At 68.7% G+C, this 24,339-nt stretch carries 21 protein-coding genes and 3 pseudogenes; 12 read left to right on the top strand and 12 right to left on the bottom strand.

What is annotated here, in order from left to right:
• Window positions 1-6: 6 nt before the first annotated feature.
• The 3 genes and pseudogenes from ACTJKF_RS15355 to ACTJKF_RS15345 form a co-directional block, all read right to left on the bottom strand.
• Window positions 7-1,260: a YbfB/YjiJ family MFS transporter gene (locus ACTJKF_RS15355; RefSeq protein ID WP_440624362.1), complete on the bottom strand. Its 1,254-nt coding sequence runs from the start codon at window positions 1,258-1,260 to the stop codon at window positions 7-9.
• A gap of 308 nt (window positions 1,261-1,568) precedes the next feature.
• Window positions 1,569-2,078, bottom strand: coding sequence for an N-acetyltransferase family protein (locus ACTJKF_RS15350; RefSeq protein WP_440624360.1), 510 nt, complete (start codon window positions 2,076-2,078; stop codon window positions 1,569-1,571).
• 64 nt (window positions 2,079-2,142) lie between these two features.
• Window positions 2,143-2,306, bottom strand: a pseudogene (locus ACTJKF_RS15345) (AraC family transcriptional regulator); the annotation flags it as partial.
• A gap of 117 nt (window positions 2,307-2,423) precedes the next feature.
• Here ACTJKF_RS15345 and ACTJKF_RS15340 point away from each other — a divergent pair.
• Both ACTJKF_RS15340 and ACTJKF_RS15335 read left to right on the top strand, forming a co-directional pair.
• A complete protein-coding gene (locus ACTJKF_RS15340) occupies window positions 2,424-2,978 on the top strand; it encodes an arsenate reductase/protein-tyrosine-phosphatase family protein (RefSeq protein ID WP_440624359.1) in 555 nt (184 codons plus the stop codon).
• 96 nt (window positions 2,979-3,074) lie between these two features.
• Window positions 3,075-3,200 (top strand): annotated as a pseudogene (locus ACTJKF_RS15335) (helix-turn-helix domain-containing transcriptional regulator); the annotation flags it as partial.
• Between the two features lie 15 nt (window positions 3,201-3,215).
• Here ACTJKF_RS15335 and ACTJKF_RS15330 read toward each other — a convergent pair.
• Together ACTJKF_RS15330 and ACTJKF_RS15325 are read right to left on the bottom strand one after the other, a co-directional pair.
• Window positions 3,216-5,234 (bottom strand): VTT domain-containing protein, encoded by a 2,019-nt coding sequence (locus tag ACTJKF_RS15330; protein WP_440624358.1) that lies wholly within the window; start codon window positions 5,232-5,234, stop codon window positions 3,216-3,218.
• A gap of 105 nt (window positions 5,235-5,339) precedes the next feature.
• Complete coding sequence (locus tag ACTJKF_RS15325) at window positions 5,340-5,792, bottom strand: hypothetical protein (protein ID WP_440624357.1); 453 nt, start codon at window positions 5,790-5,792, stop codon at window positions 5,340-5,342.
• Window positions 5,793-6,103: 311 nt separating this feature from the next.
• Between ACTJKF_RS15325 and ACTJKF_RS15320 the strand changes: the two genes are divergently transcribed.
• Together ACTJKF_RS15320 and ACTJKF_RS15315 are read left to right on the top strand one after the other, a co-directional pair.
• Window positions 6,104-6,751 (top strand): response regulator, encoded by a 648-nt coding sequence (locus ACTJKF_RS15320; RefSeq protein ID WP_440624356.1) that lies wholly within the window; start codon window positions 6,104-6,106, stop codon window positions 6,749-6,751.
• Entirely contained in the window at window positions 6,748-8,547 is a 1,800-nt protein-coding gene (locus ACTJKF_RS15315) for an MASE4 domain-containing protein (protein WP_440624354.1), read from the top strand. Before ACTJKF_RS15320 ends, ACTJKF_RS15315 begins: the two co-directional genes overlap by 4 nt.
• Window positions 8,548-8,670: 123 nt before the next feature.
• Here the strand turns inward: ACTJKF_RS15315 and ACTJKF_RS15310 are convergent, their stop codons facing one another.
• The 3 genes from ACTJKF_RS15310 to ACTJKF_RS15300 form a co-directional block, all read right to left on the bottom strand.
• Window positions 8,671-8,931: a YlcI/YnfO family protein gene (locus tag ACTJKF_RS15310; protein ID WP_440624353.1), complete on the bottom strand. Its 261-nt coding sequence runs from the start codon at window positions 8,929-8,931 to the stop codon at window positions 8,671-8,673.
• Window positions 8,932-8,983: 52 nt separating this feature from the next.
• On the bottom strand, window positions 8,984-10,294 hold the full coding sequence (locus ACTJKF_RS15305) for an MFS transporter (RefSeq protein ID WP_440624352.1): 1,311 nt from the start codon (window positions 10,292-10,294) through the stop codon (window positions 8,984-8,986).
• A 117-nt stretch (window positions 10,295-10,411) separates the two neighbouring features.
• The gene (locus ACTJKF_RS15300; RefSeq protein ID WP_440624351.1) at window positions 10,412-11,437 is read right to left on the bottom strand and encodes an ABC transporter substrate-binding protein; all 1,026 of its coding nucleotides are present in this window, start codon (window positions 11,435-11,437) and stop codon (window positions 10,412-10,414) included.
• 236 nt (window positions 11,438-11,673) lie between these two features.
• On the opposite strand from ACTJKF_RS15300, the gene ACTJKF_RS15295 reads away from it, so the two are divergent.
• The 6 genes and pseudogenes from ACTJKF_RS15295 to ACTJKF_RS15270 form a co-directional block, all read left to right on the top strand.
• The gene (locus ACTJKF_RS15295; protein WP_440624349.1) at window positions 11,674-12,339 is read left to right on the top strand and encodes a response regulator transcription factor; all 666 of its coding nucleotides are present in this window, start codon (window positions 11,674-11,676) and stop codon (window positions 12,337-12,339) included.
• Window positions 12,326-13,777 (top strand): sensor histidine kinase, encoded by a 1,452-nt coding sequence (locus ACTJKF_RS15290; RefSeq protein ID WP_440624348.1) that lies wholly within the window; start codon window positions 12,326-12,328, stop codon window positions 13,775-13,777. The genes ACTJKF_RS15295 and ACTJKF_RS15290 overlap by 14 nt, the downstream gene beginning before the upstream one ends.
• 174 nt (window positions 13,778-13,951) lie before the next feature.
• The gene (locus ACTJKF_RS15285; protein WP_440624347.1) at window positions 13,952-14,539 is read left to right on the top strand and encodes a PAAR domain-containing protein; all 588 of its coding nucleotides are present in this window, start codon (window positions 13,952-13,954) and stop codon (window positions 14,537-14,539) included.
• Window positions 14,540-14,574: 35 nt separating this feature from the next.
• Window positions 14,575-15,156, top strand: a complete 582-nt coding sequence (locus ACTJKF_RS15280) for a hypothetical protein (RefSeq protein WP_440624346.1) — start codon at window positions 14,575-14,577, stop codon at window positions 15,154-15,156.
• Entirely contained in the window at window positions 15,153-15,440 is a 288-nt protein-coding gene (locus ACTJKF_RS15275; RefSeq protein WP_440624345.1) for a hypothetical protein, read from the top strand. Before ACTJKF_RS15280 ends, ACTJKF_RS15275 begins: the two co-directional genes overlap by 4 nt.
• Window positions 15,441-15,472: 32 nt before the next feature.
• A pseudogene (locus ACTJKF_RS15270) lies at window positions 15,473-15,796 on the top strand (sensor histidine kinase); the annotation flags it as partial.
• A 129-nt stretch (window positions 15,797-15,925) separates the two neighbouring features.
• Here ACTJKF_RS15270 and ACTJKF_RS15265 read toward each other — a convergent pair.
• Window positions 15,926-16,357, bottom strand: coding sequence for an Lrp/AsnC family transcriptional regulator (locus ACTJKF_RS15265; protein WP_440624344.1), 432 nt, complete (start codon window positions 16,355-16,357; stop codon window positions 15,926-15,928).
• 297 nt (window positions 16,358-16,654) lie between these two features.
• Here ACTJKF_RS15265 and ACTJKF_RS15260 point away from each other — a divergent pair, with 297 nt between their 5' ends.
• Together ACTJKF_RS15260 and ctlX are read left to right on the top strand one after the other, a co-directional pair.
• Window positions 16,655-17,734: an ornithine cyclodeaminase gene (locus ACTJKF_RS15260; RefSeq protein WP_440624343.1), complete on the top strand. Its 1,080-nt coding sequence runs from the start codon at window positions 16,655-16,657 to the stop codon at window positions 17,732-17,734.
• 58 nt (window positions 17,735-17,792) lie between these two features.
• A complete protein-coding gene (ctlX, locus tag ACTJKF_RS15255; protein WP_440624342.1) occupies window positions 17,793-18,794 on the top strand; it encodes a citrulline utilization hydrolase CtlX in 1,002 nt (333 codons plus the stop codon).
• 82 nt (window positions 18,795-18,876) lie between these two features.
• On the opposite strand, the gene ACTJKF_RS15250 is transcribed toward ctlX, so the two are convergent.
• Genes ACTJKF_RS15250 through ACTJKF_RS15240 form a run of 3 tightly spaced genes read right to left on the bottom strand, consistent with a single transcriptional unit; the run spans window position 18,877 to window position 24,097 of the window.
• A complete protein-coding gene (locus tag ACTJKF_RS15250) occupies window positions 18,877-21,663 on the bottom strand; it encodes an Hsp70 family protein (RefSeq protein ID WP_440624341.1) in 2,787 nt (928 codons plus the stop codon).
• Window positions 21,664-21,668: 5 nt separating this feature from the next.
• Window positions 21,669-23,510, bottom strand: coding sequence for an Hsp70 family protein (locus ACTJKF_RS15245; RefSeq protein ID WP_440624340.1), 1,842 nt, complete (start codon window positions 23,508-23,510; stop codon window positions 21,669-21,671).
• Entirely contained in the window at window positions 23,507-24,097 is a 591-nt protein-coding gene (locus tag ACTJKF_RS15240) for a DUF2760 domain-containing protein (RefSeq protein WP_440624339.1), read from the bottom strand. The genes ACTJKF_RS15245 and ACTJKF_RS15240 overlap by 4 nt, the downstream gene beginning before the upstream one ends.
• Between the last annotated feature and the right edge of the window lie 242 nt (window positions 24,098-24,339).

Here is a 24,339-nt window from a genome sequence, read left to right as displayed (position 1 = left end):
GCAGTGCTACGCGGACGGAGCCCGTAACGCGCGCTGTCCTGCGGCGAGCGCCGCGCCCGCGAACAGCGTCAGCGCCGAATACACGAGACCGCGCGCGAGACCCGCGCTGTCGGACACCCAGCCGATCGCGACCGGCCCGGCGATCTGCCCGAACGCGAAGATCGTCGTGAACGCGCTGATCCCTTTCGCCCAGCCTTCCGGCGGCAGGTTGTGACGCACGAACGCGGTCGTCGCCGCGACCGCCGACAGGAACGTCGCACCGAACAGCACGCCCGACGCGAACGCGGCCGCCGGATGCACGAACAGCGCCGGCATCAGCGTCGCGACGCCGAGCAGTGCATTGAGCACCGCGAGCGCCTGGCCGCCGCGCATCCGGTCGAGCAGCCCCGACCACAGTCGCGCCGACACGACGGTCGCGACGCCGAGCATCACGTAGAACGCGGACACGATTGTCCCGCTCATGCCCGCGCCGCGCAGCAGCGCGACGATGAACGTCATGTAGCCGATATAGCCGACGCCGAACAGCCCGTAGGCCGCGAGCGCGAGCGCGAAGCGCGCGGCGCTCGCGGTCGACGCGGGCGCGGCGCCGTCTCGCCGCGCGGCCGGTGCCGCGTGTGCGCGCTCGATGCGGCGCGCCGCCGCCACGGCCACCGCCGAAAAGAGCACGCACGCGAACGCGAGCGCGAACCACGCCGGCTGCCAGCCGTGCGCGCGATGCACGAGCGTCGCGGGCACGAGCAGTGACGACGCGACGATGCCCCACCCCGTGCCGCCGTAGTAGAGCCCGAGCAGCAGCCCCGCATCGCGCGGCGACGCCGACGCGAGCCGCGCGGCCAGCACGCCGCCGCTGATGAAGATCAGCGCGCTGCCGACGCCCGTCGCGAGCCGCTCGACGAGCAGCGCGTTCATGCCGGACGTGAGCCCGCAGGCGGCCATCAGCACCGCGGTCAGCGCGCAGCCGGACGCGAGCAGCGTGCCGGCGCGCCAGCGCCGCGACAGGAACGGAAACGTGAGTGCGCCGATCAGGTAGCCGGCCGCGTTGGCCGTGTTCAGCGCGCCGGCCTGCGCGAAGGACCAGCCGAGATCGGCCTTCATCGGCGGCACCAGCAGCGCATACGAGAAGCGCGCGAGGCCGAGCGCGATCGCGCTGCCGAGCGACAGGCCGATCGCGAGCCGCCACGCGGCCAGTCGGTCGGGTTCGGTGGCGCCGGCGTCCGGCCGTGCTCGGCCGGCGTGCTCCGGTTGCGGCGCTGCGCGCATCGCGGTGTCTCCGTCGTGGTTCGGGCCCGGTACGGGCCTGGCGCCCGCAACGCCGACGCGGCGCAACAGACCGGCGATCTGGAACCTGGGCCGTGGCGTCGTCGATGCGGAAACCGTCTTGTCGATGGCGTGCGCCGGTCCGGACAGCCGACGCGTGCGCGCCGATCGGCCGATGATACTTGACCCGCCGCGAGACCGGTGCGCACCGCGCGGCGAGACGGCGTCGTGCCCGGCGAGATCGCGACGCACGTCACCGGCCTGCAGGGTTCGATCGTGTTCGACGGCGCGTTCGCCGTCTGACCGTGGAATCAGGCGTCGGCGGCCGCCGCGTCGCCGAGCCACTTGAACATCACGAGGCAATCGACGAAGCCGAGCCGCGCATGACGATACGCGCGCGGCAAGCGGCCGACGATGTCGAAGCCAAGCTTCTGCCACAGCGCCACCGCCACCTCGTTCGTCGCGACCACCGAGTTGAACTGCATCGCGAGGAAGCCGCGTTCGCGCGCGACCTGCTGCGAGTGCTCGCACATCAGACGCGCGACGCCCTTGCCGCGCGCGGCTTCGCTGACCATATAGCCGCAATTGCACACGTGATTGCCGGGTCCGGCCGCATTCGCCTTCAGATAGTACGAGCCGAGCAGCACGCCGTCCTCCTCGGCGACCCACGTGCAGAGCGGCGCATCGAGCCACAGCGCGCGGGCGGCTTCACGCGTCGGCGCCGGATCGAATGCGTAGGTCTCCTGCGCGGCGACGATCGCGCGGTACGTGGGCCAGAAGCGGGGGAAGTCCTCTTCGGTCATCGGGCGAAGCGTGATCATGCGGGTTCTCTCGTGATGGGGTTGGGGGTAACGCAGGGGGCTACGCAGGCGGCATCGCACAGCGTCAGTGCGCGCCGCCGTATCGCAGCAGACCGCTGCGATAGGTGCCTGACGGCACACCATACCAGCGCTTGATGCCTGCGAGAAACCCGGCAGGTCGCTGAAGCCGAGCCGCTCGGCCACCTCGGTCAGCGACAGGCGCGGATCGCCGAGCCCGCTTGCAACCATGCGACACCCTCTTGCCAAAACCGGCCGTTTATTTTTTTCCGACACGCACGGCCGGCATGATCTCCGCACGCCTCGGCGCAACGCCGCGGCGGCTATCCCACCAAGGCGGAGAAATTAATGAAAAGAAGCCACACCCTCAAGACGCTGGCCCTGCTCTGTTGCCTGGGCGTCCAGTGCGCGACGTCGGCATTCGCGGACGAACCGAAGAAGGTTGCGTTCGTCGACACGGGCAATACCGGGCGCAGCGTGATGGCCGAGGCGATCGCCGGGCAACTGATCGCGCAACGGCATGCGCATATCGCGGTGATCTCGCGCGCCGTCGACGAGGATCCGTATGACGAAAAGCCCGAGGAAAACGGCGTGATCCTGATGAAGCGGCGCGGGATCGACACGTCCGCGCATCGTTCGGTGCAACTGAGCGCGAACGACATCAAGCACTCCGACGTGATCCTGACGATGACCGACAAGCACAAGGAGAAGGTGCTCGCGCTCTATCCGTCGGCCGCCGGCAAGGTGTTCACGCTCGCCGAATACGCGACCGGCGCGCACAAGGACGTGCCCGATGCATGGGGCAAGCCGATCGACTTCTACGAATCGGTGACCGCGCAGCTCGACGCCTTCATCCCGGCCGCGCTCGACAAGGTCGCGGCGGCCGCGCCCGCGAAGCAGTAACACGGTTGCACCCGCCGGGTGGCCCGTCGCGTCGAGCGGCGGGGCGCCGGCGGGTCGGCTGTTCGATCAGTCCCTCCCCGCACGGCGCGTACCCCGGCGCTGTATCGCACGCTGTCGCCGAACGGCAACCCGACATTGAAGACCCTGCTCGCCGTGCTCAAGACGGTCGGCCTGCGCCTGTCCGTCGTCCCCGCGCAACCGGCCGCATCCGCACACGCCTGACGCCGCGCCCGCGTTTCAAGGCTGCACCATCCACACGAGCAGCATCGCCGGCGGCGCCGTGCTCATCCCCGCGGGCGGCTGCTCGATCCTCGGCTCGACGTTCAACGCCTGCGCGATCGTCGCCGCATCGTCGACCGTCGTCGTATGCACGATCGTCATCAGCCGCACGGGCCGATGCAACGTCTCGCGATACAGCGCGCCGTACCACAGCGGCCGCATGCCGAGCGCATCCTGCAGCACGTACGGATAACGCCACAACCGCAGCACGAGGCGGCTGTCCGGACGGGCCGGATCGACCCGCACGAACACGCGCCGCGTACTCTCGCCGTGCGTGTAGCGCGGCAGCACGGGCAACGTCTCGGCCGGCGCCTGCGGCAGCAGCCAGCGCAGCGCGGTGGCGGGCGACCAGGGCGTCGCGCGCTGCCAGCCGGCGAGCGACAGATGGCGATCGAGCGTATCCGACGTCGCGCACCATTGCAGCGGCAGATATTCCTCGCGATCGCCGCCGATCTCGGTGCGCCACGTCGGCACGCGCTGCCATCCGCCGCGCAGCCACTGGTCGACGGTCATCGCGACGACGTCGCCCACGTGCGGCCGCGCCGCACGATCGAGCTGCCATTGCGCGGGCACCGTCCACACGCCGGCCGTCGCGAGCACGACCAGCACCGCGACGAGCGCGCCCCGCGGCTGCACGTGCTCGCGCACCTGCCAGTACGCATAGGCGCCCGCCAGCACCGCGAACCACGCCAGCCCAAGGCTCCAGCCGCCGAGCAGGCCCGACAGCCACGTATCGCCGACGTACAGCCGCGCGAAACCGCCGAGCACGATCCACAGCACCACCGCCGTCACGACCGGGATGCGCCACAGCACGGGCCGGTCGCGCGTGACGACCCAGCCGATGCCGCTGCTCGCGAGCATCGCGAACGCCGCATCGGCGTCCGGCAGCGGCATGTGCGGCGCGCCCGGCGGCAGGCTCGCGGGCGTCGTGCCGGGCAGGCCCACGCCGAACGCCGGCACGAGCACGATCGCGATGCCGACCGTCGCGAGCCACCACGCCGACGTCACCCAGCAGCGATGAATCATCAGCCAGACGAGAAACGCCGCCGCGACGATCAGCCCCGTATCGTGGCCGTGCAGCACGGCGAGCGCGCGCATCGCGGCATCCACGGGCGGCGTGCGCAGGTTCTGCAGGAACGCATACAGCGTGATGTCGGCGTGCACCAGCGGATCGTTCGCGACGACGTCCTGCACGATGCCGGCGAACAGCCACACGCAGCCGACGAACAGCAGCGCGAACACGGGCACCGCGCCCGGCAGGCGACGTACCTTGCCGATCGTGTCGTGCAGCCAGCCGCCGACGCGCGGCCAGCGGCGCGCGCACCCATGCACGGCCGCGCCGGCCGCACGGCACAGCAACGGCCAGCCGCGCCGCAGCGCCAGGCGCACGCCGAACCACACGAGCGCGACCAGCGCGGCGACCACCAGAAGAATCGCGGCGACCCGCACGCTGATCGCGGCGGCCAGCGCCGCCGACGCACCGAACAGGATGCCCGGCGCGACGTGCACGGGCGCCCAGATCAGCGCGGACACGACGTTGACCGGATAGAACGTCCGGCGCGGCAGTGTCGCGCAGCCGACCACGACCGGCACGACCGCGCGCACCGGCGCCAGGAAGCGCGCGAGCACGATGCTCTTGATCCCGTGGCGCAGCACGAACTGCTCGCCGCGCGCAAAGGCGTCCGTGTAGCCCAGGCGGGTCCAGCCGTTGCGGATCGTGCCGCGGTAGTGGCGTCCGAGCTCGTAGCTGATGCCGTCGCCGACGACCGCGCCGGCTGCCGCGATGCCGATCGTCGCCCACGGGTCGAGCGCGCCCGCGCCGATCAGCGTGCCGGCCGCGAACATCACGGCGCCGGCCGGCACGACCGTGCCGATCAGCGCGATCGCCTCGGCACTGGCGGTGGCGAACACCACCGCCAGCACGAGTGCCGGGTGTGCGCCGATCGCGCCCAGCCAGGCGTGGATCGTGTCGCTCATCGCGGGCGGCGCGGCATGGCGGCACGGCGTGCCTGCACCGTGCCGACGCTGGCGTGGAAAAGGTTCATCGGAGGATGATGCGCGCGTTCGCGCCGGCCGTCGGCGTCAGTCGAACTCGTGCTGCCGCGCGTCGGCCTCGAGCGGCGCGTCGTGGTAACCGACCGTCGCGATCTCGCGCAGATAGCGCGCGAGGAACGCGCCAATCGACCCGGCCGCCTCGTACTGATGCACGTGGCGGAATTCATGCGTGAGCAGGCGCCGCGTGTCGTGACCGCGCAGCACGAACACCGCATGGCCGAGCGTCAGGCCGATCGTCCCGGGCGACAGCAGCCCGGTGTCGCGTGCGATCGCGCCCAGCGCCGGCGTGTCGGGAAACGGCAGCCGGTCGGCGACCACAACGCGGATCCGCTCCGGTTGCGCAACCCCCACGGTGCGCGCGTCGTCGGCCTGCGCGGGCGTCAGCGGCACGCCCTGTGCGAGCCCGTGCGCCGCCTGCGCGTCGGCCCATGCGACGGCATCGGGCAGCGCGGACGGCAGGATGTCGGCGAGATCGATCATCGTGGAGGCTCCTCGGGTCGGGACAAGACGGTGCAATCGGGCACCAGTTTATCTCTGAATCATGCCGGCCCGCGAGGCTCCGCGACCGCCCGACGGCGACAATTCCTCGGGAATACCCGCCCCCTCTGGCCCTATCACCTGTACCATTTCATGCCGATTATTTCGTTTCACGACACATTCCCCATCCGGATGTCTCAAAAAAGTTCCGCAGGTGCACCTTTTCCGGCTTCGGCGGAATATATTGGTCAGAAGAACGGCCGCGGCGGCAACCGGCAGCAGAGTCCGCGGCGTCATCCCGAAGAGGACGCGCGATGATCAGGGTAATTCTGGCTGACGATCATGCAGTCATGCGGGACGGACTGCGTCACATCCTGGAAACGGCCGGCGGCTTCGAAGTCGTCGGCGAGGCGAGCGACGGCGCGGCCACGCTCGCGCTGGCCGAGCGTCGCGCCGCCGACGTGCTGCTGCTCGACCTGTCGATGCCCGCGCCGACCGGCATCGAGCTGATCCGGCTGGTCAAGAAGCAGGCGCCGTCGCTGCGCACGCTGGTGCTGACGATGCATGCGGAGGCGCAGTACGCGGCACGCGCGTTCAAGGCCGGCGCGACCGGCTACCTGACGAAGGACAGCGCGACCGCCGAGCTCGTCGAGGCCGTCTCCAAGGTCGCGGCCGGCGGCGTGTACGTCAGCCCGTCGGCCGCCGAGAGCCTCGCGCACACGCTGCGCGCGCCGGCCGACCTGCTGCCGCACGAACGGCTGTCGGCGCGCGAACTCGACGTGATGCGCCGCATCGTCGCGGGCCAGACGGTCACGCGGATCGCGTCGGAACTCACGCTGAGCGCGAAGACGGTCAGCACCTACAAGACGCGCATTCTCGAGAAAATGGCGCTGCCGCACGAAGCCGCACTGGTGCGCTACGCGATGCGCCACGATCTCGACCTCGGTGTCGACGACGCATGATGACCGCATTCCGCTTTCGCTCCGCCCCCGCCGAAGCCGACGACGACGCGCCGGACCCGTCGCGCCTGTTCATGTCGTCGCTGCCGCCCGGCCGGCGCGAGCGGCGGCTCGCGATCGCGATGGTGATCGTGTCGGCCGTGATCTTCGTCTCGCTCGCGCCGTTCGCCGGCATGCCGCTCGCGCGGGTATGGGGCTTCATTCCCGCGTACCAGTCGGCGATCGTCGTCAACGACATGGTGACGGCCGGCCTGCTGCTCGGCCAGTACGCGATCCTGCGCGAGAAATCGCTGCTCGCGCTCGCGAGCGGCTACCTGTTCACGGGCTTCATGGCCGGCACGCACATGCTGACCTTTCCGGGGCTGTTCACGCCGACGGGCCTGCTCGGCGCCGGCGAACAGACCACCGCGTGGCTGTATCTGTTCTGGCACGGCGGCTTTCCGCTGGCGGTCGCCGCGTACGTGCTGCTGCGCGCCGCGCCGCGCACCCGGCCGCCGTCGCTCGAGCAGCGCCGCGCGGCGATTCCGGTCCTGCTCTGCATCGTGTCGGTCGCGGGCGCGACCGTCGCGCTCGCGCTGCTCGCGACCGCCGGCCAGGACCTGCTGCCGCGCATCATGCAGGGCAACCGGATGGCCGCGACGATGACGCACGCGATCACGACCGTCTGGGCGCTGAACCTCGCCGCGCTCGTGCTGATGTGGCGGCACCGGCGCCGCCATTCCGTGCTCGATCTGTGGGTGATGATCGTGCTCGTCGCGTGGCTGTTCGACATTGCACTGTCGGCGATGCTCAACCACGGGCGCTTCGACCTCGGCTTCTACGCGGGACGCACGTACGGCCTCGTCGCGTCGGGCGTCGTGCTGTTCGCGCTGCTGTTCGAGAACGGCCGGCTGCATGCGCAGACGGTGCGCGCGCTGGCCGGTGCGCGCTATCAGCATCTGCTCGTCGTGCAGAAGAGCGCGCAGCTCAACGAGGCAAACGAACGGCTCGAGCAACGCGTCGCGGCCCGCACCGCGCAGTTGAGTGCGTCGAACCGCGACCTGCGGCGCGAAGTCGAGGAGCGCGTGCGCGCGGAGCGGGCGCTGCAGGCGTCGCGCGAGGATCTGCGCGAAATCGCCGCGATCAGCGCGACCGCGCGCGAGGCCGAACAGCGCCGCATCGCGCGCGAACTGCACGACGAACTCGCGCAGACGCTCGCGACCTTCAAGAACGATCTCGAATGGCTGCTGGATCACGTGCCGCAGGACGATGCGTCGCTGGCCCGCAAGATCGCGACCATGCATGCGCTCGCGCGCGGCGCGGTGACGGCCACGCGGCGCATCGCGTCGGACCTGCGTCCGCTGATGCTCGACGACCTCGGCTTCGCGGCCGCGATGCAATGGCTCGTGGCGGATTTCCGGCACCGTCACGGGATCGCGTGCGCGCTGCACGTCGAACCGGGCGAGCTGCAGCTCGACGAACCGTATGCGACGGCCGTGTTCCGCATCGCGCAGGAGGCGCTCGCGAACGTCGCGCGGCACGCGGCCGCGTCGAATGCGAGCGTGGCGCTGGCTTATCGGGACGAGACGATCACGCTGACGATTCGCGACGACGGTGCGGGCTTCGATCCCGGTGCGCCGCGCAAGTCGGGATCGTTCGGCCTGGTCGGCCTGCGCGAGCGCGCGTACCTCGTCGGCGGCACGCTGCGGATCGATACGACGCTCGGCGAAGGCACGACGGTCGAGGTGGATATTCCGGTGGCGTCCGCGCATGTGGCGCTTGCGCATGACGGACGGGGGACGTCGCGGACGGAGGGGTAAGGCGGGCAAAGCAGCGGCGGCGGAATGCCGCTGCAGTGAGTGTCAGTGGTAGTGACTTCCCGCTGATGTCGACCGGCAAGGATCGTGACTCATTCGAGCTGCGCGTCGATCGACACCAATCGTCTAACCCGTCGTCTTCGCTGCACGCGCGGCTTTCAGCATCGTCCCAAGTTCGACCTGGACTTCTGCGGCGTCGACGTACTCACCTGTGCGCCGCGCCTCATCTGCCGACAACACGCCTTGCGCGACAAACTCGCGCTGCAAGCGCCGGCGTGCAATCGCATCGCGCAGCGTCGATTCGACGAACGCAGACAGCGTCTCGTTTTCCGCCAACACGGTTTGCGCTGCCTCGAGCAATGTCTGATCGATTCGAAGCGCGGACATCGTCGTCCTCGTGGCACTCTCCATGCATTTCAACCGCGTGCACGGTAGCACATCACGCCCGCGCCGCCACCATCCCCCGCTCCGAGCGCGTCCACGCGACCAGCGCACCGATCCCGAGCAACGCGAGGCACACGATCGGCACGATCATCGGCCCGAACGCGGTGCCCGTCACCTTGCCCGCGAACGGCATCAGGTTCTGGCTGAAGAAGCCGCCGAGGTTGCCGATCGAGTTGATCGCCGCGACGCTCGCCGCCGCGCGCGCGCCGGTGAAGTAGCGCGGCGGCATCGACCAGAAGCACGGATACAGCAGCGGGATGCAAGCGCCGCCGAGCACGAGCGCGATGAAGCGCAGCGGCGTCGACGGCAGCACGAGGCTCAGCAGGAAGCCGAGCGCGCCCAGCGCCGCGACGATCGCGATCGTGCGCAGGATGCTCTTCGCGCGCCGCAGCTTCGACGGCAGCCACACCAGCAGCACCACCGCGAGCGCCCACGGCAGCATGCTCAGGAAACCGTTCGTCGTGCTCGACACGCCGAACGATTTCACGAGCGTCGGCAGCCAGTACGTGACGCCGTACAGCGATGTCGACATCAGCATGTAGGTCGCCGCGAACAGCATCACGCGCGGATCGAGCAGCGCCTTCCACGGCTGCGCATGCTCGGCCTGCGCCGGCTTCTCGCGCTCCAGCGCGGCCGCGACGATCTGCTTCTCGCGTTCGTCGAGGAACGGCGCGTCGCGGAACGATGCCGGCAGCACGCGAAACACGACGATCGCGACGATCACCGCCGGAATGCCGGTCGCGATGAACACCCACTGCCAGCCCGCGAGCCCGCCCACGCCGTTCAGGCTCAACAGCACGCCGCCGACCAGCGAACCGAGCATGTTCGCGAGCGCGCTGCCGAGCGTGAAGATGCCGAGCACCTTCGCGCGGTAGCTCTGCGGGAACCACAGCGTCAGGTAGTAGATCACGCCCGGATAGAAGCCGGCCTCCGCGATCCCGAGCAGGAAGCGCAGCGAACAGAATGCGGGCATCGACGTCGTGAAGCCCATCAGCACGGTGATGAGGCCCCACGTCAGCATGATCCGCGCGAGCCACACGCGGGCGCCGTAACGATGCAGCGCGAGTGTGCTCGGCACTTCGAACAGCAGGTAGCCGATGAAGAACAGCGACGAGGCGAGACCGAACGCGGCCTCGGTCATCCCGAGGCTGTGCACCATCTGCAGTTTCGCGAAGCCGACGTTCTGCCGGTCGATGAACGCGATCAGGAACATCACGACGAGGATGGGCAGCAGGCGCCGCGCCATCTTCGACATGATGCGCTGCTCTTCGGCGGACGCGGGGTCCAGGGTTTCGGTGGCATTCACTGCGGGCTCCTCCGTGAATCGGTTGCTAGTCGGTTGCATCGGCGCCGCGCGCGACGAACGCGCGGGCGCGGTGGGGTTTAATGGAAATCGGGATCCGGAAACGGATGGCCGCCGCCGTCAGCCCGTCCGGTAGTCGTCGAGCATCGGCGCGAACATCTCGTGCCACGCTCGCGGCTTCGCCTTGATCGTGCCGGCGAGGTACAGGAATTCGACGTAGTCCATCAGCTGGTTCGGCCGCACCGAGAAGCGCGTGTCCGGCGCGGCAAGCATCTGCATCACGTCGTCATGCGACACGCCGACCCCCGACGACGACGCATACAGCGCGGCCGCCGCGCGCGGATCCCGCACGATCACGCGATTCGCTTCGTCGAGCGCGCCGAGAAACGCCGCGGCCAGCGCGGGCTCCGTATCGACGAGCCGCTTCGGCGCGAACACGACGTCGAGCGTCATCGGGCCGAGCACGTCGACCGAATTCACGACGCGACGAATGCCCGGCTGGCGCAACTCGAGCGTCGAGAACGGCGGCGACGTGAAGTGCGCGGTGACGCCGTTCTCGCGGCGGATCAGCGCCTGCATCGCCTGCGGATGCGGCAGGTTCACGGTGATCGAATCGAGCTGCGCGAAATGCGTCGCGCCGAGCTGCCGGCTCGCGACCATCTGCAGCACGACCGCCGATAGCGACGTGCGGATGCCCGGCACCGCGATCCGGTCGGACGACGTGAAGTCGCGCAGCGATGTCAGGCCCGGACGATTCGCATTGAGCGACAGCGACGTCGTCGACAATCCGCTGATGCCGATCACCTCGACGTTCGGAATCCCGCGCGCCCTCGCCCACAGCTCGATGAAGCCCGGCGCGCCGGCACCGGCGAAATCGAGCGTGCCGGCCATCATCGCGTCGTTGACGGAATTGCCGCCGTCGAGCAGTACCCATTCGACCGCGACGTCGCGCAGGCCGTGCCGTGCCGCGTGCCGCTCGAACAGGTGCTGCTTCTCCATCACGAGCAGCGGCAGGTACAGCACGCCATAGCCTTTCGAGATCCGCACCGTGCGCGGCGTCGCGCGCACCCGAGACGCCGCGCCGAGCATGCCCAGCGCGCCGAGGCCGGCGGCGAGCAACGCGCGGCGGCGCGCCGACGTCGTCATGCGCACGCCTCCGCACGACGCTCGGCAAGCGGCAACGCGACCGCCGGCGTCAGGCTTCGCCGCGCAATCGACCGCCCCCCCGTCGTGCCTGTGACATGCTGCATGTTGCCGTCTCCTCTGGTATTAATGCCGTCTTCGCTTGTTCCGGCTGAACACAGGTTATCGAGCGAGTCTGAGAAAATGCTGACATCCCGGCCTCGGGAAAACCCCTAACCTACCTATCTGCGAACGGCACCATGCGCATTCTCGTCGTGGAGGACGATGCCGAAATCGGCGCGGCGATCCGCAGCCGCCTCGCGCGACTCGGCCATGCCGTCGATCTCGAAACCGACGGTTCGACCGCGAACAGCCTGCTGCGCGTCGAGCGCTTCGACCTCGTCGTGCTCGATGCGAACCTGCCCGGCCTCGACGGCTTCGCGGTATTGCGCCACCTCCGCGCGTCGGGCAGCACGACGCCGGTGCTGCTCGTCACCGCGCGCTCGGCGATCGACGATCGCGTGAGCGGCCTCGGTCTCGGCGCCGACGACTATCTCGTGAAGCCGTTCGACTACCGCGAGCTCGACGCGCGCGTGCAGGCGCTGCTGCGCCGCAACAGCGGCCATGCGAACGACGTGCTGACGCTCGGCGGCCTCGTGATCGATCGCAGCAGCCGTCTCGCGGAACTCGACGGTCGACCGCTGTCGCTGTCGCGTCAGGAGTTCGCGCTGCTCGAGATCCTCGCGAGCCGGCCGCAGCGGATCTTCTCGAAGGACGAACTGCTGAACCAGCTGTTCAGCTTCGGCAACGAGCCGACCGCGAACGCGGTCGAGCAATACGTGACGCGCGTGCGCAAGAAGCTGCAGGGCAGCTCGGTCGAGATCCGCACCGCGCGCGGGATGGGGTATCAGATTGTCGCGCAGTAACTGGTTCCCGAGGACGCTGTTCGGGCGCACGCTGCTGTTCATTGCGCTCGTCGTCGCGACCGGCGCGCTCGCGCTGGCGGCGATCGCACGCTACTACGCGGGCGTCGCGGCCGAGCGCGCGTACGACCAGTTGCTCGCCGGCGCGTCGATCCAGGTCGCGGAGAACCTGTACGTGCAGGGCGGCGTGCTCGCGCTGAACCCGCCGGTCGCCGCGCTGTCGACGCTGTCGCGCTACGACCTGGTGTACTACAAGGTCGTCGACTCCCGCGGCGTCGTGGTGGCCGGCTACAACGATCTCGCCAGCCCCGCGACGCTCGCCGCCGCGAAGCAGGGCCCCGCGTTCGCGAACGCGGTCTACCAGGGTCACCGGATCCGCACCGCGACCATCGCGCGTTACATGCCGGAGGAAAGCACGCCGGGCTGGGCGCTCGTCACCGTTGCGCAGACAACCAACGCGCGGCAGCAACTGACGAACGACATGAGCCTCAAGGTGTGGACGCTGATCCTGCTGATGAGCGTGCTCGCGATCGGCGCGAGCGGCCTCGCGATCCGGCGCGGGCTGCGCCCGCTCGCGCAGATCGGCACGATCATCGCCGCGCGCGACCCGGCCGACCTGCGGCCGGTGGCCGTCGATACGCCGAGCGAGATCGACGCGATCATCGATTCGATCAACGGGCTGATGCACCGCCTGGCGGAGCGGATCAACGCGATGCAGCGTTTCATCGCCGACGCCGCGCACCAGATGCGCACGCCGCTCGCGCGGCTCGACGCGCAGATCGAGCTGCTCGACGGCGAGGACGATCCCGCGCGTCATGCGGCGCGCCTCGATGCGTTGCGTGCGACCTGCTCGGATGTCGGCCGCCTCACCGGGCAGCTGCTCAATCACGCGATGGTGATCCATCGCACCGAGGCCGTGCCGCTGCAACCGGTCGAACTCGTCGCGCTCGCGAAGGACGTGCTCGGCCGCGCGATTCCGCTCGCGGACGCGCGCGATGTGGCCGTCGCGTTCGCAAGCGATTCCGCGCACGCTTGGATCGACGGCGATGCGATCAGTCTGCAGGAAGCGTTGTCGAACGTGCTGCACAACGCGCTGCTGCACGGGCATGCGGACGATATCGTCGTGTCGGTCGCGACCTCGGGCAACGCAAATCAAGCGGTGACGCTGACCATCACCGACAACGGCCGAGGCATGCCGCGCGAGCACTGGGACGCGGCATTGCAGCCGTTCGTGCGGATCGCGCCGGACGGCACCGAGCACCGCACGGGGTCGGGGCTCGGGCTCGCGATCGTGCAGGAAGTGATGAAGGCGCACGGCGGGCGCGTGGGGTTCGCGTTTCCCGACGCGGGCGGGTTTGCGGTGGTGCTGACGTTTCCGCGTGGTACGGGAATAGATGGTGGCACAAACACGGGTGAATCGCGCAAACGTACAGGTGCCTGAAGTTCTTCAGCAGCACTGCAATGCGACGCTTGATTTCGGACACTGCTTCCGATGATTTCCCAAACAAGTCTGAAATCACGGCGAATTGAATCAAATATTCGAATCTGTCTTATTGCATGTCGTCGTTTCCAACCACCATCATGTTGACACCAATTCGCTGTGCCGAATGAGCGCGTGACAAACGCTCAAACACAGCGTCACCGTCTCAACATTGATGACACTGAGATTCTAATCATGCGTAAGGCTGCCGTACGTGACGGCGATCCGACTACGACTCGCGGATCGGTCATCGCTCACGCCTCCACCATCTATGATGGTGGGAAAAAGGTTGCACTGGATGGAGAAAGAGCAACCTGCGGCACTTGCAAGGGAGCATTCAAGATAGTCGCTACCGGGAAGGGTATCTCGGAAAAAGGACGCAATGTCGTCGTCGATGGAGACATCGTGATGTGCCCTTGCGGGGATAATCGCGCCATTGTCGGAAGCAACCCTGGTATTTTTCTGCAATCGAGCCGACGCCCATCAAATATCGCAGACACGACAGCCTCCATGGAGGCAAGTTTGTCATTCGTGGGCACGGAGTCATTCGATGAACGATTCGTGCTATACGATCCGACAGGAGTGGTCCTGTCTCATACCCCGTATGCCCTGCAGTTCGAAAACGGACGCATCGTGTACGGCACAACAGATCATTTCGGACGCACACACCAGATCGAATCCGGACAGCAGCCAGAACGAATCAAACTGTACGTAGCGGGATAACTATGGGGAATCGCACGCACATTTCTCCGGAAGGCGTGAAATATCGCCTTATCGCGGTTAAAGAGACTACGCCAACCACGGACAACGCCATCAAGAAGGTGATTTCCGACACGACAAGCGTCGAAGTGATCGTCAGCGATTCACGCTTGCGCAGCCGAGGTTCGCAATGGGGTCACGTGGCAATCGAGATTGACGGCATCGTGTATAGCCGCGCCCATGAAGAATACGTCAAGATCGATAAGAGTACCTACCTGAATGGTGGAATTGTATCGCTAGCAAACGGCTCGATAAGGACCAGTGGAAATTTATGGCGGGATAACCTTGGCTTGGTCGTGAGACTTTCGTTGGCCGAAAAAGAGAAGATCCGGAAGGAACTCGAACGACGTGTCGCTATTGATCGAGCGTTCAAAAGAACATACCCTCATTCCAGCACGTATAGTATTTTCAACAACAGTTGCTCGTCCAACGTGGCCGACGTACTTGAATCAATCGGCATCCTCGCCCATGATCCACGCTGGCTCCCGACGCCCGTGACACCGGCGGAATTATCGGCGGTGCTCGAAAAATCAAAGCGGGTTGCGCAAAAGAATCACTATCCGAAGCGCCCAGATCAATGACCATCCGCTACATCGCCCTCGGAATCATGCAAATGCTGCTGATTGCAACTGCAGGCTGGCTCAGGCGCCTAGCATGGCCAGACATCGACTTTCTCGACGACCCCGGGGAGTGGTCGCCCATCATACGGTTTTCCTTTTACTGCCTCGCAGGATGGTTCGCAACTGTCGTACTCGCAATCGCATTCGCAGTATCGGACAAGCAGAACAGATCCATGATCGTTTTGTTTCTCGTCGTCACGCTTCCTTCCGTCGAACTTCTGGCGCTGCTGTTGTTCGCATGGTGAGCACGGCTACCCGATGACAGGAAACACGGTCGAACGCGCTGCTGCACGGGCATGCGGACGATATCGTCGTGTCGGTCGCGACCTCGGGCAACGCAAATCAAGCGGTGACGCTGACCATCACCGACAACGGCCGAGGCATGCCGCGCGAGCACTGGGACGCGGCATTGCAGCCGTTCGTGCGGATCGCGCCGGACGGCACCGAGCACCGCACGGGGTCGGGGCTCGGGCTCGCGATCGTGCAGGAAGTGATGAAGGCGCACGGCGGGTGCGTGGGGTTCGCGTTTCCGGACGCGGGCGGGTTTGCGGTGGTGCTGACGTTTCCGCGGGCAACATCGACGCGCGCAAGCAAAGCTTAGGTTCACCGAAGATCGCGCGACACGCCGATCGAAAATGATGGCGCGCCAGGCGCGCAGTCGCCACCGCCTTCAACCGGACGCCCTTCGAATGCGCGTCGCCCGACACTTCGGCGCGCCGCGTGCCGTTCGCTACGCCTTGTGCGTCGACAACAAGATACTCGTCTCCGTACTCGCGATCCCGTCGATCAGCCGGATCGCGCCGAGCACGCGATCGAAATGCTCGAGCGAATCGGCGTGCAGCTCGGCGACGAGATCCCAGCGCCCGTTCGTGCTGTGGATCGACGCGATGTTCGGATGCCCGCGCAGCACCTTCACCACTTCCGCGCCGCGATTGCCCTGCACCGCGATCGACATCAGCGCGCGGATCCGGTGGCGCTCGGCCGCCGGCTTGAGCCGCACCGTATAGCCGACGATCACGCCGTTCTTCTCCAGCCGCGTCAGCCGGTTCTGCACGGTCGCGCGCGCAACGCGCAGCGCCTTCGCCAGGGCGACGACGGGCAGCCGCGCGTTATCGCGCAGCAGCGCGATGAGCTGCCGGTCGACGTCGTCGAGCGTAATCATGAACGGACCTTCCTGTTGAACGTGAGCCGGCCGCCAGCGCGCCGGACGGCATGCATTCCGGCCAGCACGAATCGTACAAACTGCCGGATCGGGCCAGCAATATGCCAAGTCTATCGATAAATCTGCCACTTTTGCCGTCTTTTTGTTGGCTCGACTCCCGGAAATAATGATTCATCGACCGGCCGCAACCACCGCGCCGCGCCTTTCATGGAGCCGGGGCCCGGGCCGAAGCAGCGCCCGCCCCGGCCGACCAGAACGCCTGGACACCCGTCCCGGCAAAAAAATGGAGACAGACCGATGACTCGCTTCCTCGACGTTCCCGCCACCGCCCGACTGATCGCCAAGACCGGCGTCACGCCGTTCCTGCGTGAGCTCGTCGACACGCTGCGCGCCGATTACCTGCACTGGGCCGATTTCGACAAGTCGCCGCGCGTCGCGTGCCACTCGCGCGACGGCGTGATCGAGCTGATGCCGGTCGCGAACGCGTCGCTGTTCGCGTTCAAGTACGTGAACGGTCACCCCGTCAACGCCGCGCGCGGGATGCACACGGTGATGGCGTTCGGCGCGCTGGCCGAAGTCGACACCGGCTACCCGCTGCTGCTCGCCGAACTCACGCTGACCACCGCGCTGCGCACGGCCGCGACGTCGGTGCTGGCCGCGCAGGCGCTCGCCCGCCCCGACTCGCGCACGATGGCGCTGATCGGCAACGGCGCGCAAAGCGAATTCCAGGCGATCGCGTTCCACACGCTGCTCGGCATCGAAGAGCTCCGCGTGTTCGACGTCGATCCGCTCGCGACCGACAAGCTCGTGAAGAACCTCGCCGCGTACCCTGAATTGCGCGTCGTGCGTGCCGCGTCGACGGCCGACGCCGTGCGCGGCGCCGACATCGTGACGACCGTCACCGCCGACAAGGCGTACGCGACCATCGTCACGGCCGACATGATCGAGCCCGGCATGCACCTGAACGCGGTCGGCGGCGATTGCCCGGGCAAGACCGAGCTCGAAGCGGGCGTGCTGCACGCGGGCCGCGTGTTCGTCGAATTCGAGCCGCAGTCGCGCGTCGAGGGCGAGATCCAGCAGATGCCGGCCGACTTCCCGGTGACCGAACTGTGGCGTGTGCTGCAGGGCGAGACGAGCGGCCGCGAACGCGCGGATGAAGTGACGGTGTTCGACTCGGTCGGCTTCGCGCTCGAGGACTACTCGGCGCTGCGCTACCTGTACGCGCTCGCGCAGCAGCACAACGCGGGCGTCGAGATCGCGCTGATTCCGCCGGCCGTCGATCCGAAGAACCTGTTCGCGCTGATCGACGATCCGGCCGCGATCGCGCAAGGACACGCGGCCTTCGTGACCGAAGCCGTCGCCGCATTCGCGCGCTGATCGTCATCGCGGGCGGCGTGCACGCCGCCCGGTTCCTCGCCTTTCCCTTCTTCCGTTCATGAATCTCGTATCGATCCAGGCGCCGGCCGCCGTCGTGATGATCCGGCCGCACCGCTTCCTGCCGAACCCGCAGACCGCGGCCGACAACGCGTTCCAGCGCACGGCCAGCGGCGGCGCGCACGACACGCAGTCGGTGTCGGCCGCCGCGCGCGACGAAGTCACCGCCGCCGCGCAGACGCTCACGGACGCCGGCGTGCGCGTGCACGTGTTCGACGACCACGGCGAGCGCGACACGCCCGACTCCGTGTTCCCGAACAACTGGTTCTCGACGCATCCGGGCGGGCACATCGCGCTGTTTCCGATGTATAGCCCGAACCGTCGCCGCGAGCGGCGGGCCGACGTGATCGAGATGCTGAAGGCCGAATACCGCGTGCAGGACGTGATCGACTACTCGGGGCTCGAATACGACGACGTGTTCCTCGAAGGCACCGGCGCGATGGTGCTCGACCACGTCGCGCGGATCGCTTACACCGCGCGCTCGCGCCGCGCCGATCCGGTCGCGCTCGAACGCTTCTGCACGAACTTCAACTTCGAGCCGATCTGCTTCGACACGGCCGATGCGAACGGCAACCCGATCTATCACACGAACGTGATGATGAGCGTCGCCACCGAGTTCGCGATGGTCGGCCTCGACCTGATCGTCGATCGGCGTCGCCGCGACGAGATCGCGCAACGCCTGGCCGAAACGGGCCGCACCGTGATCGCGCTCGGTCACGCGCAGATCGCGAATTTCGCGGGCAATACGCTGGAATTGTCGGGCAGGGATGGGCGCGTGCTCGCGCTGTCGCGGCGCGCGTTCGACTGTCTCACCGGCGAGCAGCGCGCGGCGATCGAACGCTCCGCGCGGCTGCTGCCGCTCGACGTGCCGACGATCGAGCTGGCTGGTGGGTCGGTGCGCTGCATGCTGGCAGGGATTCATCTTGCGCGGCGGGCGACGGCACATGACGTGAAGGAAATCGAATCGGTGGAGCGGCAACGCGAACCGGTGTCGCACGCCTGAGCGGACTGGCAGCGACGCACGCGCCGCCGCGACCGGACGATGCTTCGACCCGCGAACGAGATCGAAGCACCCTGTCTTTCAATCACCCCACCAGCAGCTTCAACCCCGCCGGCAGCGTTTCGCCGAACACGCGCGCCGTATCGGCTTCGTCGAACGCGATCGCTTCGCGCACCATGTCGAGCCACGCCGCCGACGCATTCGCGGCCGACAGACGCTTGATCACCGCTTCACGCGTATCGTCCGGCAGATCGCGTTCGCGATCGCCCGTCATCCGCGCGATCTGCGCGACCGCGAACGCCGCGGGTTCGACCTGCTTCCAGTCGAGCGCGAACAGCGCGTCGAGCCAGCGGTTCGCGACCTCGGGCGGCACGACACTGTGCGCGCTGCCGTAGAACGGCCGCCGCGCCCCGATCCGCCCGAGCGCCCACGCACACAGCGTGCGCTCGGCCGGCTTCTGCAACTGCACGATCAGCCGCTCGGCCAGCTCGACCTTGCGCTCGACCGGCAGCCGCTCCAGCGACGCGGACAAGCGCGTCATGTCGGCCGGGCCGACCTTGGCCGGATCGAACGGCAGCTTGCGGCGCTTGTCGCCGGACGGTTCGAGGAAGGCGATGGCATCGCGCACCTGCGTCTGCGCGTCGTCGTCGAGGCCGCCGGCCACGCGCCGCCACAGCGTCCACCACTCGGACCACACCTGCGCGTCGTTCACGTACTGGATCCCGTCGTCGAACAGCGGCCACAGCTGCTCGATGCGCCACGCATCGAGCGGATGGCCGAAGCCCGGACGCAGGCAATAGCCGGCGAGGTTCAGCCACGCACGTTCATGATCGGCCGACCGCCGCCGGCGACGCGCCCGCGCGAGCAACGCGTCGAACAGTTCGCGCGCGAGCGCCACATCCCACTCGTCGCGCGGGCCCAGCACCTGCTCAAGTTGTGCGCGCAACCGTTTCGTGTCCTTCGGCGTGACGTCCGCCGACTTGCCGCCGAACGAGCGATCGATCAGCTCGATCGCATGATCGACACGCGGATGGCGCGCGAGCGCGGCGTCGTCGCCTTGCGCGGGCGCATCGCCGCGCAACTGGAATTCGAGCCGCCAGCGTCGTGACGCATCATCGGTTGCGATGCAATGCATTTCGAGCGTGCCGACCTCGGTCAGCGCCGCGGTGAGCTTCACCGGCGTTTCGCGTGCGTCGCCGCCCGCCTTCGCGTCGACGACCGTCGCGATCGGCGGCAGCCGCACGAAGTCGCCGCCGTCCAGCCCGACCAGATCGCCCGGCTGGTACGCGGTGTCGGCGACCGTCGACACGAGGTGGAACCGTACCGGCTGCCCGAGCTGCAGCGCGAACGTGCGCGCGTCGAGCCGGATCTCGCGGCCTTCCTCGGAACCGCGCGGCAGCAGGCACACCCCGCGCGGCGCGGCGTCGCCGTCGCCATCGTCGAGCACGAGGAAATAGCTGCGCGCGGAGCCGCCGCCGATGCGCGGCGCATGCCCTGCCCGCGCGAGCCCGTAAGCCACCGCGCCGCGCGCGACCGCGACGTCCGGATGCGCGTTGTGCAGCACGTCGAGCGGCGCGCCGCGCCACGCGCCGAGCGTCTGCGCGAGGCGGCCGGCGAGCGCGCCCGCGCGGAACACGCCGCCGTTGAGCAGCAGCGTGTCGGGCAGCGGGCCTTCCGCATGACGATTCAGGAACGCGGCGACGTGCCGCGTGACGGCCGCATCGCTCGCATACGGCAAGCCGAATTCGACGATCGCGGCCCGCGCGCGACGCGGCAGCTCGCCGGCCTCGACCTGCGGAAAGAACCCGTCGACCACGATCTGCTCGACTTCCTGCCGCGTCAGCTCGGCCGAGCGCGCGCCGCCGACGAGCTTGCTGCCCGCGCCGAGCAGCGTCACGGTGACGGACGCGGGCGCGTCGTCGCCGAGCAGCCGCTCCTTCGCGGCGCGGCAGCGTTCGACGAGCTGCGACAGGCTCGCGGCGGACAGCCGCGTGCCGGGCTCGGTCAGCCGCGCCTCGACCAGGCGCGCGAGCGCGAGGTCCATGTTGTCGCCGCCGAGCATCAGGTGATTGCCGACGCCGACGCGCGTGAAGGTCGGCTCGCCGTCGTCGCCGGGCGCGACGTCGACGAGCGTGAGGTCGGTCGTGCCGCCGCCGACGTCGCAGATCAGCACGCGCCGCGCCGTGGCGAACGTGTCGCGCAGCGACGCGCGCTGGCCGTACAACCAGTCGTAGAACGCGGCCTGCGGTTCTTCCAGCAACCGCAGCGCCGGCAGCTTCGCGCGTCTGGCGGCCTCGACCGTCAACGCGCGCGCGCCGTCGTCGAACGACGCAGGCACCGTCAGGATGACGTCCTGCTTCGCGAGCGGCGCATCGGGAAAGCGTGCGTCCCACGCGGCACGCACGTGTGCGAGATAGCTCGCGCTCGCATCGACCGGCGACACCTTGTCGACGCCGTCGGCCGCGCCCCACGGCAGGATCGCCGCGAGGCGGTCGACCGATGCATGCGACAGCCAGCTCTTCGCGCTCGTCACGAGCCGGCCCGGCACCTGGGCGCCGAGCGTGCGTGCATAGCGGCCGATCACGGCCGGCAGTGCACCGGCCGCATTCGCGCAGGCCTTCGGATCAGCCCTCGAACCAGCCGTCGCGCCCGCCTTCGAATCGGCCGCCCACGGCAGCCGCAGCGCGTCCGGCGGCAGTTCGCCCGCCGCCGGGTGATAGCGCACCGACGGCAGCAGCGGCTGCGCGGCCACCGCACCGGGGCCGACCAGCTGTTCGACGTCGAACACGCGGATCGCGTCGGAGCCGGCCTCGACGTATGCGACGACCGTGTTGCTCGTGCCGAGGTCGATGCCGACCGTATAGCGCTTCATCGCGCTCAGGCGGCGCCGCGCACGTCGAACTCGACCTTCCAGCGCTCGTCCGTGCCGCTCGGGATCGCCTCGAGTTCGAGCGTGCCGGCTTCGGTCACGCGCGCATGCAGCTTCACCGGCACCACCTCGCCGACCGTACGCCCTTCGGCGGGCAGCGTGGCCTGGATTTCCTCGAGCTCCTGCAGCTCTTCCGGCGACCAGTAGTCGAGCAGCGTGCCGACCTGATCCTGACGCCGTACCGACGAGCCGAAGAAGCGGAACTGCACCGGTTCGCCGACGACGAGGCCGAACTCCTGCGGCGGCAGCGCCGCATCCGAGCCCTCCTCCATCCCGAACGGCGCGACGCACAGCGCCTGCACCGGCGGCTCCAGCCCCGGCACCGCGGGCATCGCCGATTCGATCGCGACGTAGTACGCACGCGCCGTACCGCCGCGGATGCGCACGCCACGGCCGCGCTTCACGTAGCCGTAGTAAGCCGCGCCGCGCGCGACCGCGAGATCGAGATCCGCGCCTTCGAGCAGACGGGCCGGCGGCGCGCCTTCGGCCGCGAGCCAGCTGTTGAGCGTATCGAGCACGCGCTGCGTGAGCAGCGCCGACTTGAACACGCCGCCGTTGAACAGCACCGCGGTCGGATGCAGGAACGTCGCGCCCTGCGGCAGCGTGCGCTGCACGCCTTCGAGTGCGTCGAGCGCCGCGACCTGGCGGCCGAGGAACGCCGCGAGATGGCGCGTGATGCCCGCGTCCTGCGCGTACGGCAAGCCGAGCTGCGTCAGGCCGACGCGGGCGCGGCTCACCGGACGCGCGGCTGCATCGACTTGCGGGAAGAAGCCTTCGAGGATCGTCTGCGTGAGTTCCGCGCGCGTCAGCTCCGTGCGGATCGAGCCGCCGATCAGCTTCGAGCCGCGGCTCGGCACGACGAGCGGCACCGCGTCGGTCGTCGGGTCGGACAGCAGCGTTTCCTTCGCCGAGCGGCACGCGTAGGTCAGCGCGCGCAGTTGCCACGGATCGGCCTGCGTGCCCTGCTGCGCGAGCTTGCGCGCGACCACGTGCGCGAGCGCAAGGTCCATGTTGTCGCCGCCGAGCAGGATGTGCTCGCCGACCGCCACGCGATGCAGCTCGAGATTGCCGTCGCGCTCGACCACCGCGATCAGCGACAGGTCGGTCGTGCCGCCGCCCACGTCCACACACAGGATCAGGTCGCCGACCTGCACCTGCTTGCGCCAGCCGCCTTCGCTCTTCTGGATCCAGCTGTAGAGCGCCGCCTGCGGCTCTTCCAGCAGCGTCATCCGCGAATAGCCGGCGGCGCGCGCGGCTTCCGCCGTCAGTTCGCGTGCGGCCGGGTCGAACGACGCGGGGATCGTGACCGTCACGTCCTGGTCGGCGAACGGCGCATCGGGATGCGCGTGGTCCCACGCTTCGCGCAGGTGCGTCAGATAGCGGATCGAGCTTTCCAGCGGCGACACGCGCGACACTTCCGGCGGCGCATCGCTCGGCAGGATCGCCGCGCGGCGATCGACGCCCGGGTGGCACAGCCAGCTCTTCGCGCTCGACACGAGGCGGATCGGCGTGCCCGCGCCGCGGGTGCGCGCCATCTCGCCGACCGCGAACGCGCGCGAGGCCGTCCACGGCAGCGTCAGGTCGCCCTGCGTCAGCTCGCTTTCATGCGGGAGATAGAGGAACGACGGCAGCAGGTCGCGCGACTCCAGCGCGCCGGGCGCGGTCAGCTGCGCGATCGGCAGCACCTGCTGCGTGATGGTTTCGCCGTCGCTCACGGCGCTGTCGACGTACGACAGCGCGCAATGGGTCGTACCGAGGTCGATACCGATCGAATAGCGCGGATCGCTCACAGTTCCACCTCCGCCGGTGCGACCACCGAAGCGTCGTGGCTGCCCGTCAGCTTCGGCAGGCGCACGTCGGAAACACGCCAGCCGCGATGGCTGACCGTGCCCGTGAAGGGGGCGGAACCGACCACGTTGCCCGTCACGCGCACGGCCGTCGCGTCGAAGCCGGCCGGCAGCGTCACGCGGCTGCCTTCGGCCTCATCGCGCACCGGCACGATCGTGAAGTGCTCGCGCAGCGCGGCACGGCAGCCGTCGTGCACGAGGCGGGCGGCGGCGCCGATGTCGGCGTCCGCGTAGCCGGCGATGTCTTCCTCGACGAAATCGATGAAGCGCGCATCGCGCTGCAGCAGGCCGAGCAGTTGCAGCGCGGCTTGCGGGCTCGCTTCGCGCAGCTCGGGGGCCGGCGCCTTCACGGGCGCGGGCGCCGGCGCCGCGGCGGGGGCCGGCGCGACGGGCGCCGGGGCGACCGGTACCGGGGCGCCGTCGCGCACGCGCAGCACGCCGGCCGCGAACTCGCGGTTGCCGATCACGGAAAAGAACGTGCCGACGGCCAGCGATAGCCGGCCGAAGAAGGACAGGTTGGATTCGGGCATGGGGTCTGGACTCCTGTGGGCTCGCGACACGGCGAGCAGCTTGCCTGGGCGCCCGGTGGCGGCGTGCGATTGCGCACTGCCGCCGCCCGGCGCGTGATTCGGACGCGCCCTCTCGGGTGCGGAAAACCCGTATTTTGCCCTGTGGCGGGCAAACCGGGCAGAAGTTGGGGGACAGAACACTGCGGCGCGGGGTTTTGCGCGGCGCCGGGAGCCGCGCAGGATTACGTCGGACTGCCGCCTAT

It is taken from the genome of Burkholderia sp. 22313 (assembly GCF_052045245.1).
Classification (GTDB): domain Bacteria; phylum Pseudomonadota; class Gammaproteobacteria; order Burkholderiales; family Burkholderiaceae; genus Burkholderia.
Note: the sequence above shows the minus strand (reverse complement) of the source record. Positions and strands in the feature narration are given on the sequence as shown.

Coding starts and splice junctions, on each gene's coding strand:
- ACTJKF_RS15295 (WP_440624349.1), top strand. CDS start 11,674: ATGCGCATTCTCGTCGTGGAGGACGATGCCGAAATCGGCGCGGCGATC.
- ACTJKF_RS15300 (WP_440624351.1), bottom strand. CDS start 11,437: ATGACGACGTCGGCGCGCCGCCGCGCGTTGCTCGCCGCCGGCCTCGGC.
- ACTJKF_RS15250 (WP_440624341.1), bottom strand. CDS start 21,663: ATGAAGCGCTATACGGTCGGCATCGACCTCGGCACGAGCAACACGGTC.
- ACTJKF_RS15260 (WP_440624343.1), top strand. CDS start 16,655: ATGACTCGCTTCCTCGACGTTCCCGCCACCGCCCGACTGATCGCCAAG.
- ACTJKF_RS15265 (WP_440624344.1), bottom strand. CDS start 16,357: ATGATTACGCTCGACGACGTCGACCGGCAGCTCATCGCGCTGCTGCGC.
- ACTJKF_RS15310 (WP_440624353.1), bottom strand. CDS start 8,931: ATGTCCGCGCTTCGAATCGATCAGACATTGCTCGAGGCAGCGCAAACC.
- ACTJKF_RS15330 (WP_440624358.1), bottom strand. CDS start 5,234: ATGAGCGACACGATCCACGCCTGGCTGGGCGCGATCGGCGCACACCCG.
- ACTJKF_RS15355 (WP_440624362.1), bottom strand. CDS start 1,260: ATGCGCGCAGCGCCGCAACCGGAGCACGCCGGCCGAGCACGGCCGGAC.
- ctlX (WP_440624342.1), top strand. CDS start 17,793: ATGAATCTCGTATCGATCCAGGCGCCGGCCGCCGTCGTGATGATCCGG.
- ACTJKF_RS15325 (WP_440624357.1), bottom strand. CDS start 5,792: ATGATCGATCTCGCCGACATCCTGCCGTCCGCGCTGCCCGATGCCGTC.
- ACTJKF_RS15240 (WP_440624339.1), bottom strand. CDS start 24,097: ATGCCCGAATCCAACCTGTCCTTCTTCGGCCGGCTATCGCTGGCCGTC.
- ACTJKF_RS15315 (WP_440624354.1), top strand. CDS start 6,748: ATGATGACCGCATTCCGCTTTCGCTCCGCCCCCGCCGAAGCCGACGAC.
- ACTJKF_RS15275 (WP_440624345.1), top strand. CDS start 15,153: ATGACCATCCGCTACATCGCCCTCGGAATCATGCAAATGCTGCTGATT.
- ACTJKF_RS15320 (WP_440624356.1), top strand. CDS start 6,104: ATGATCAGGGTAATTCTGGCTGACGATCATGCAGTCATGCGGGACGGA.
- ACTJKF_RS15350 (WP_440624360.1), bottom strand. CDS start 2,078: ATGATCACGCTTCGCCCGATGACCGAAGAGGACTTCCCCCGCTTCTGG.
- ACTJKF_RS15340 (WP_440624359.1), top strand. CDS start 2,424: ATGAAAAGAAGCCACACCCTCAAGACGCTGGCCCTGCTCTGTTGCCTG.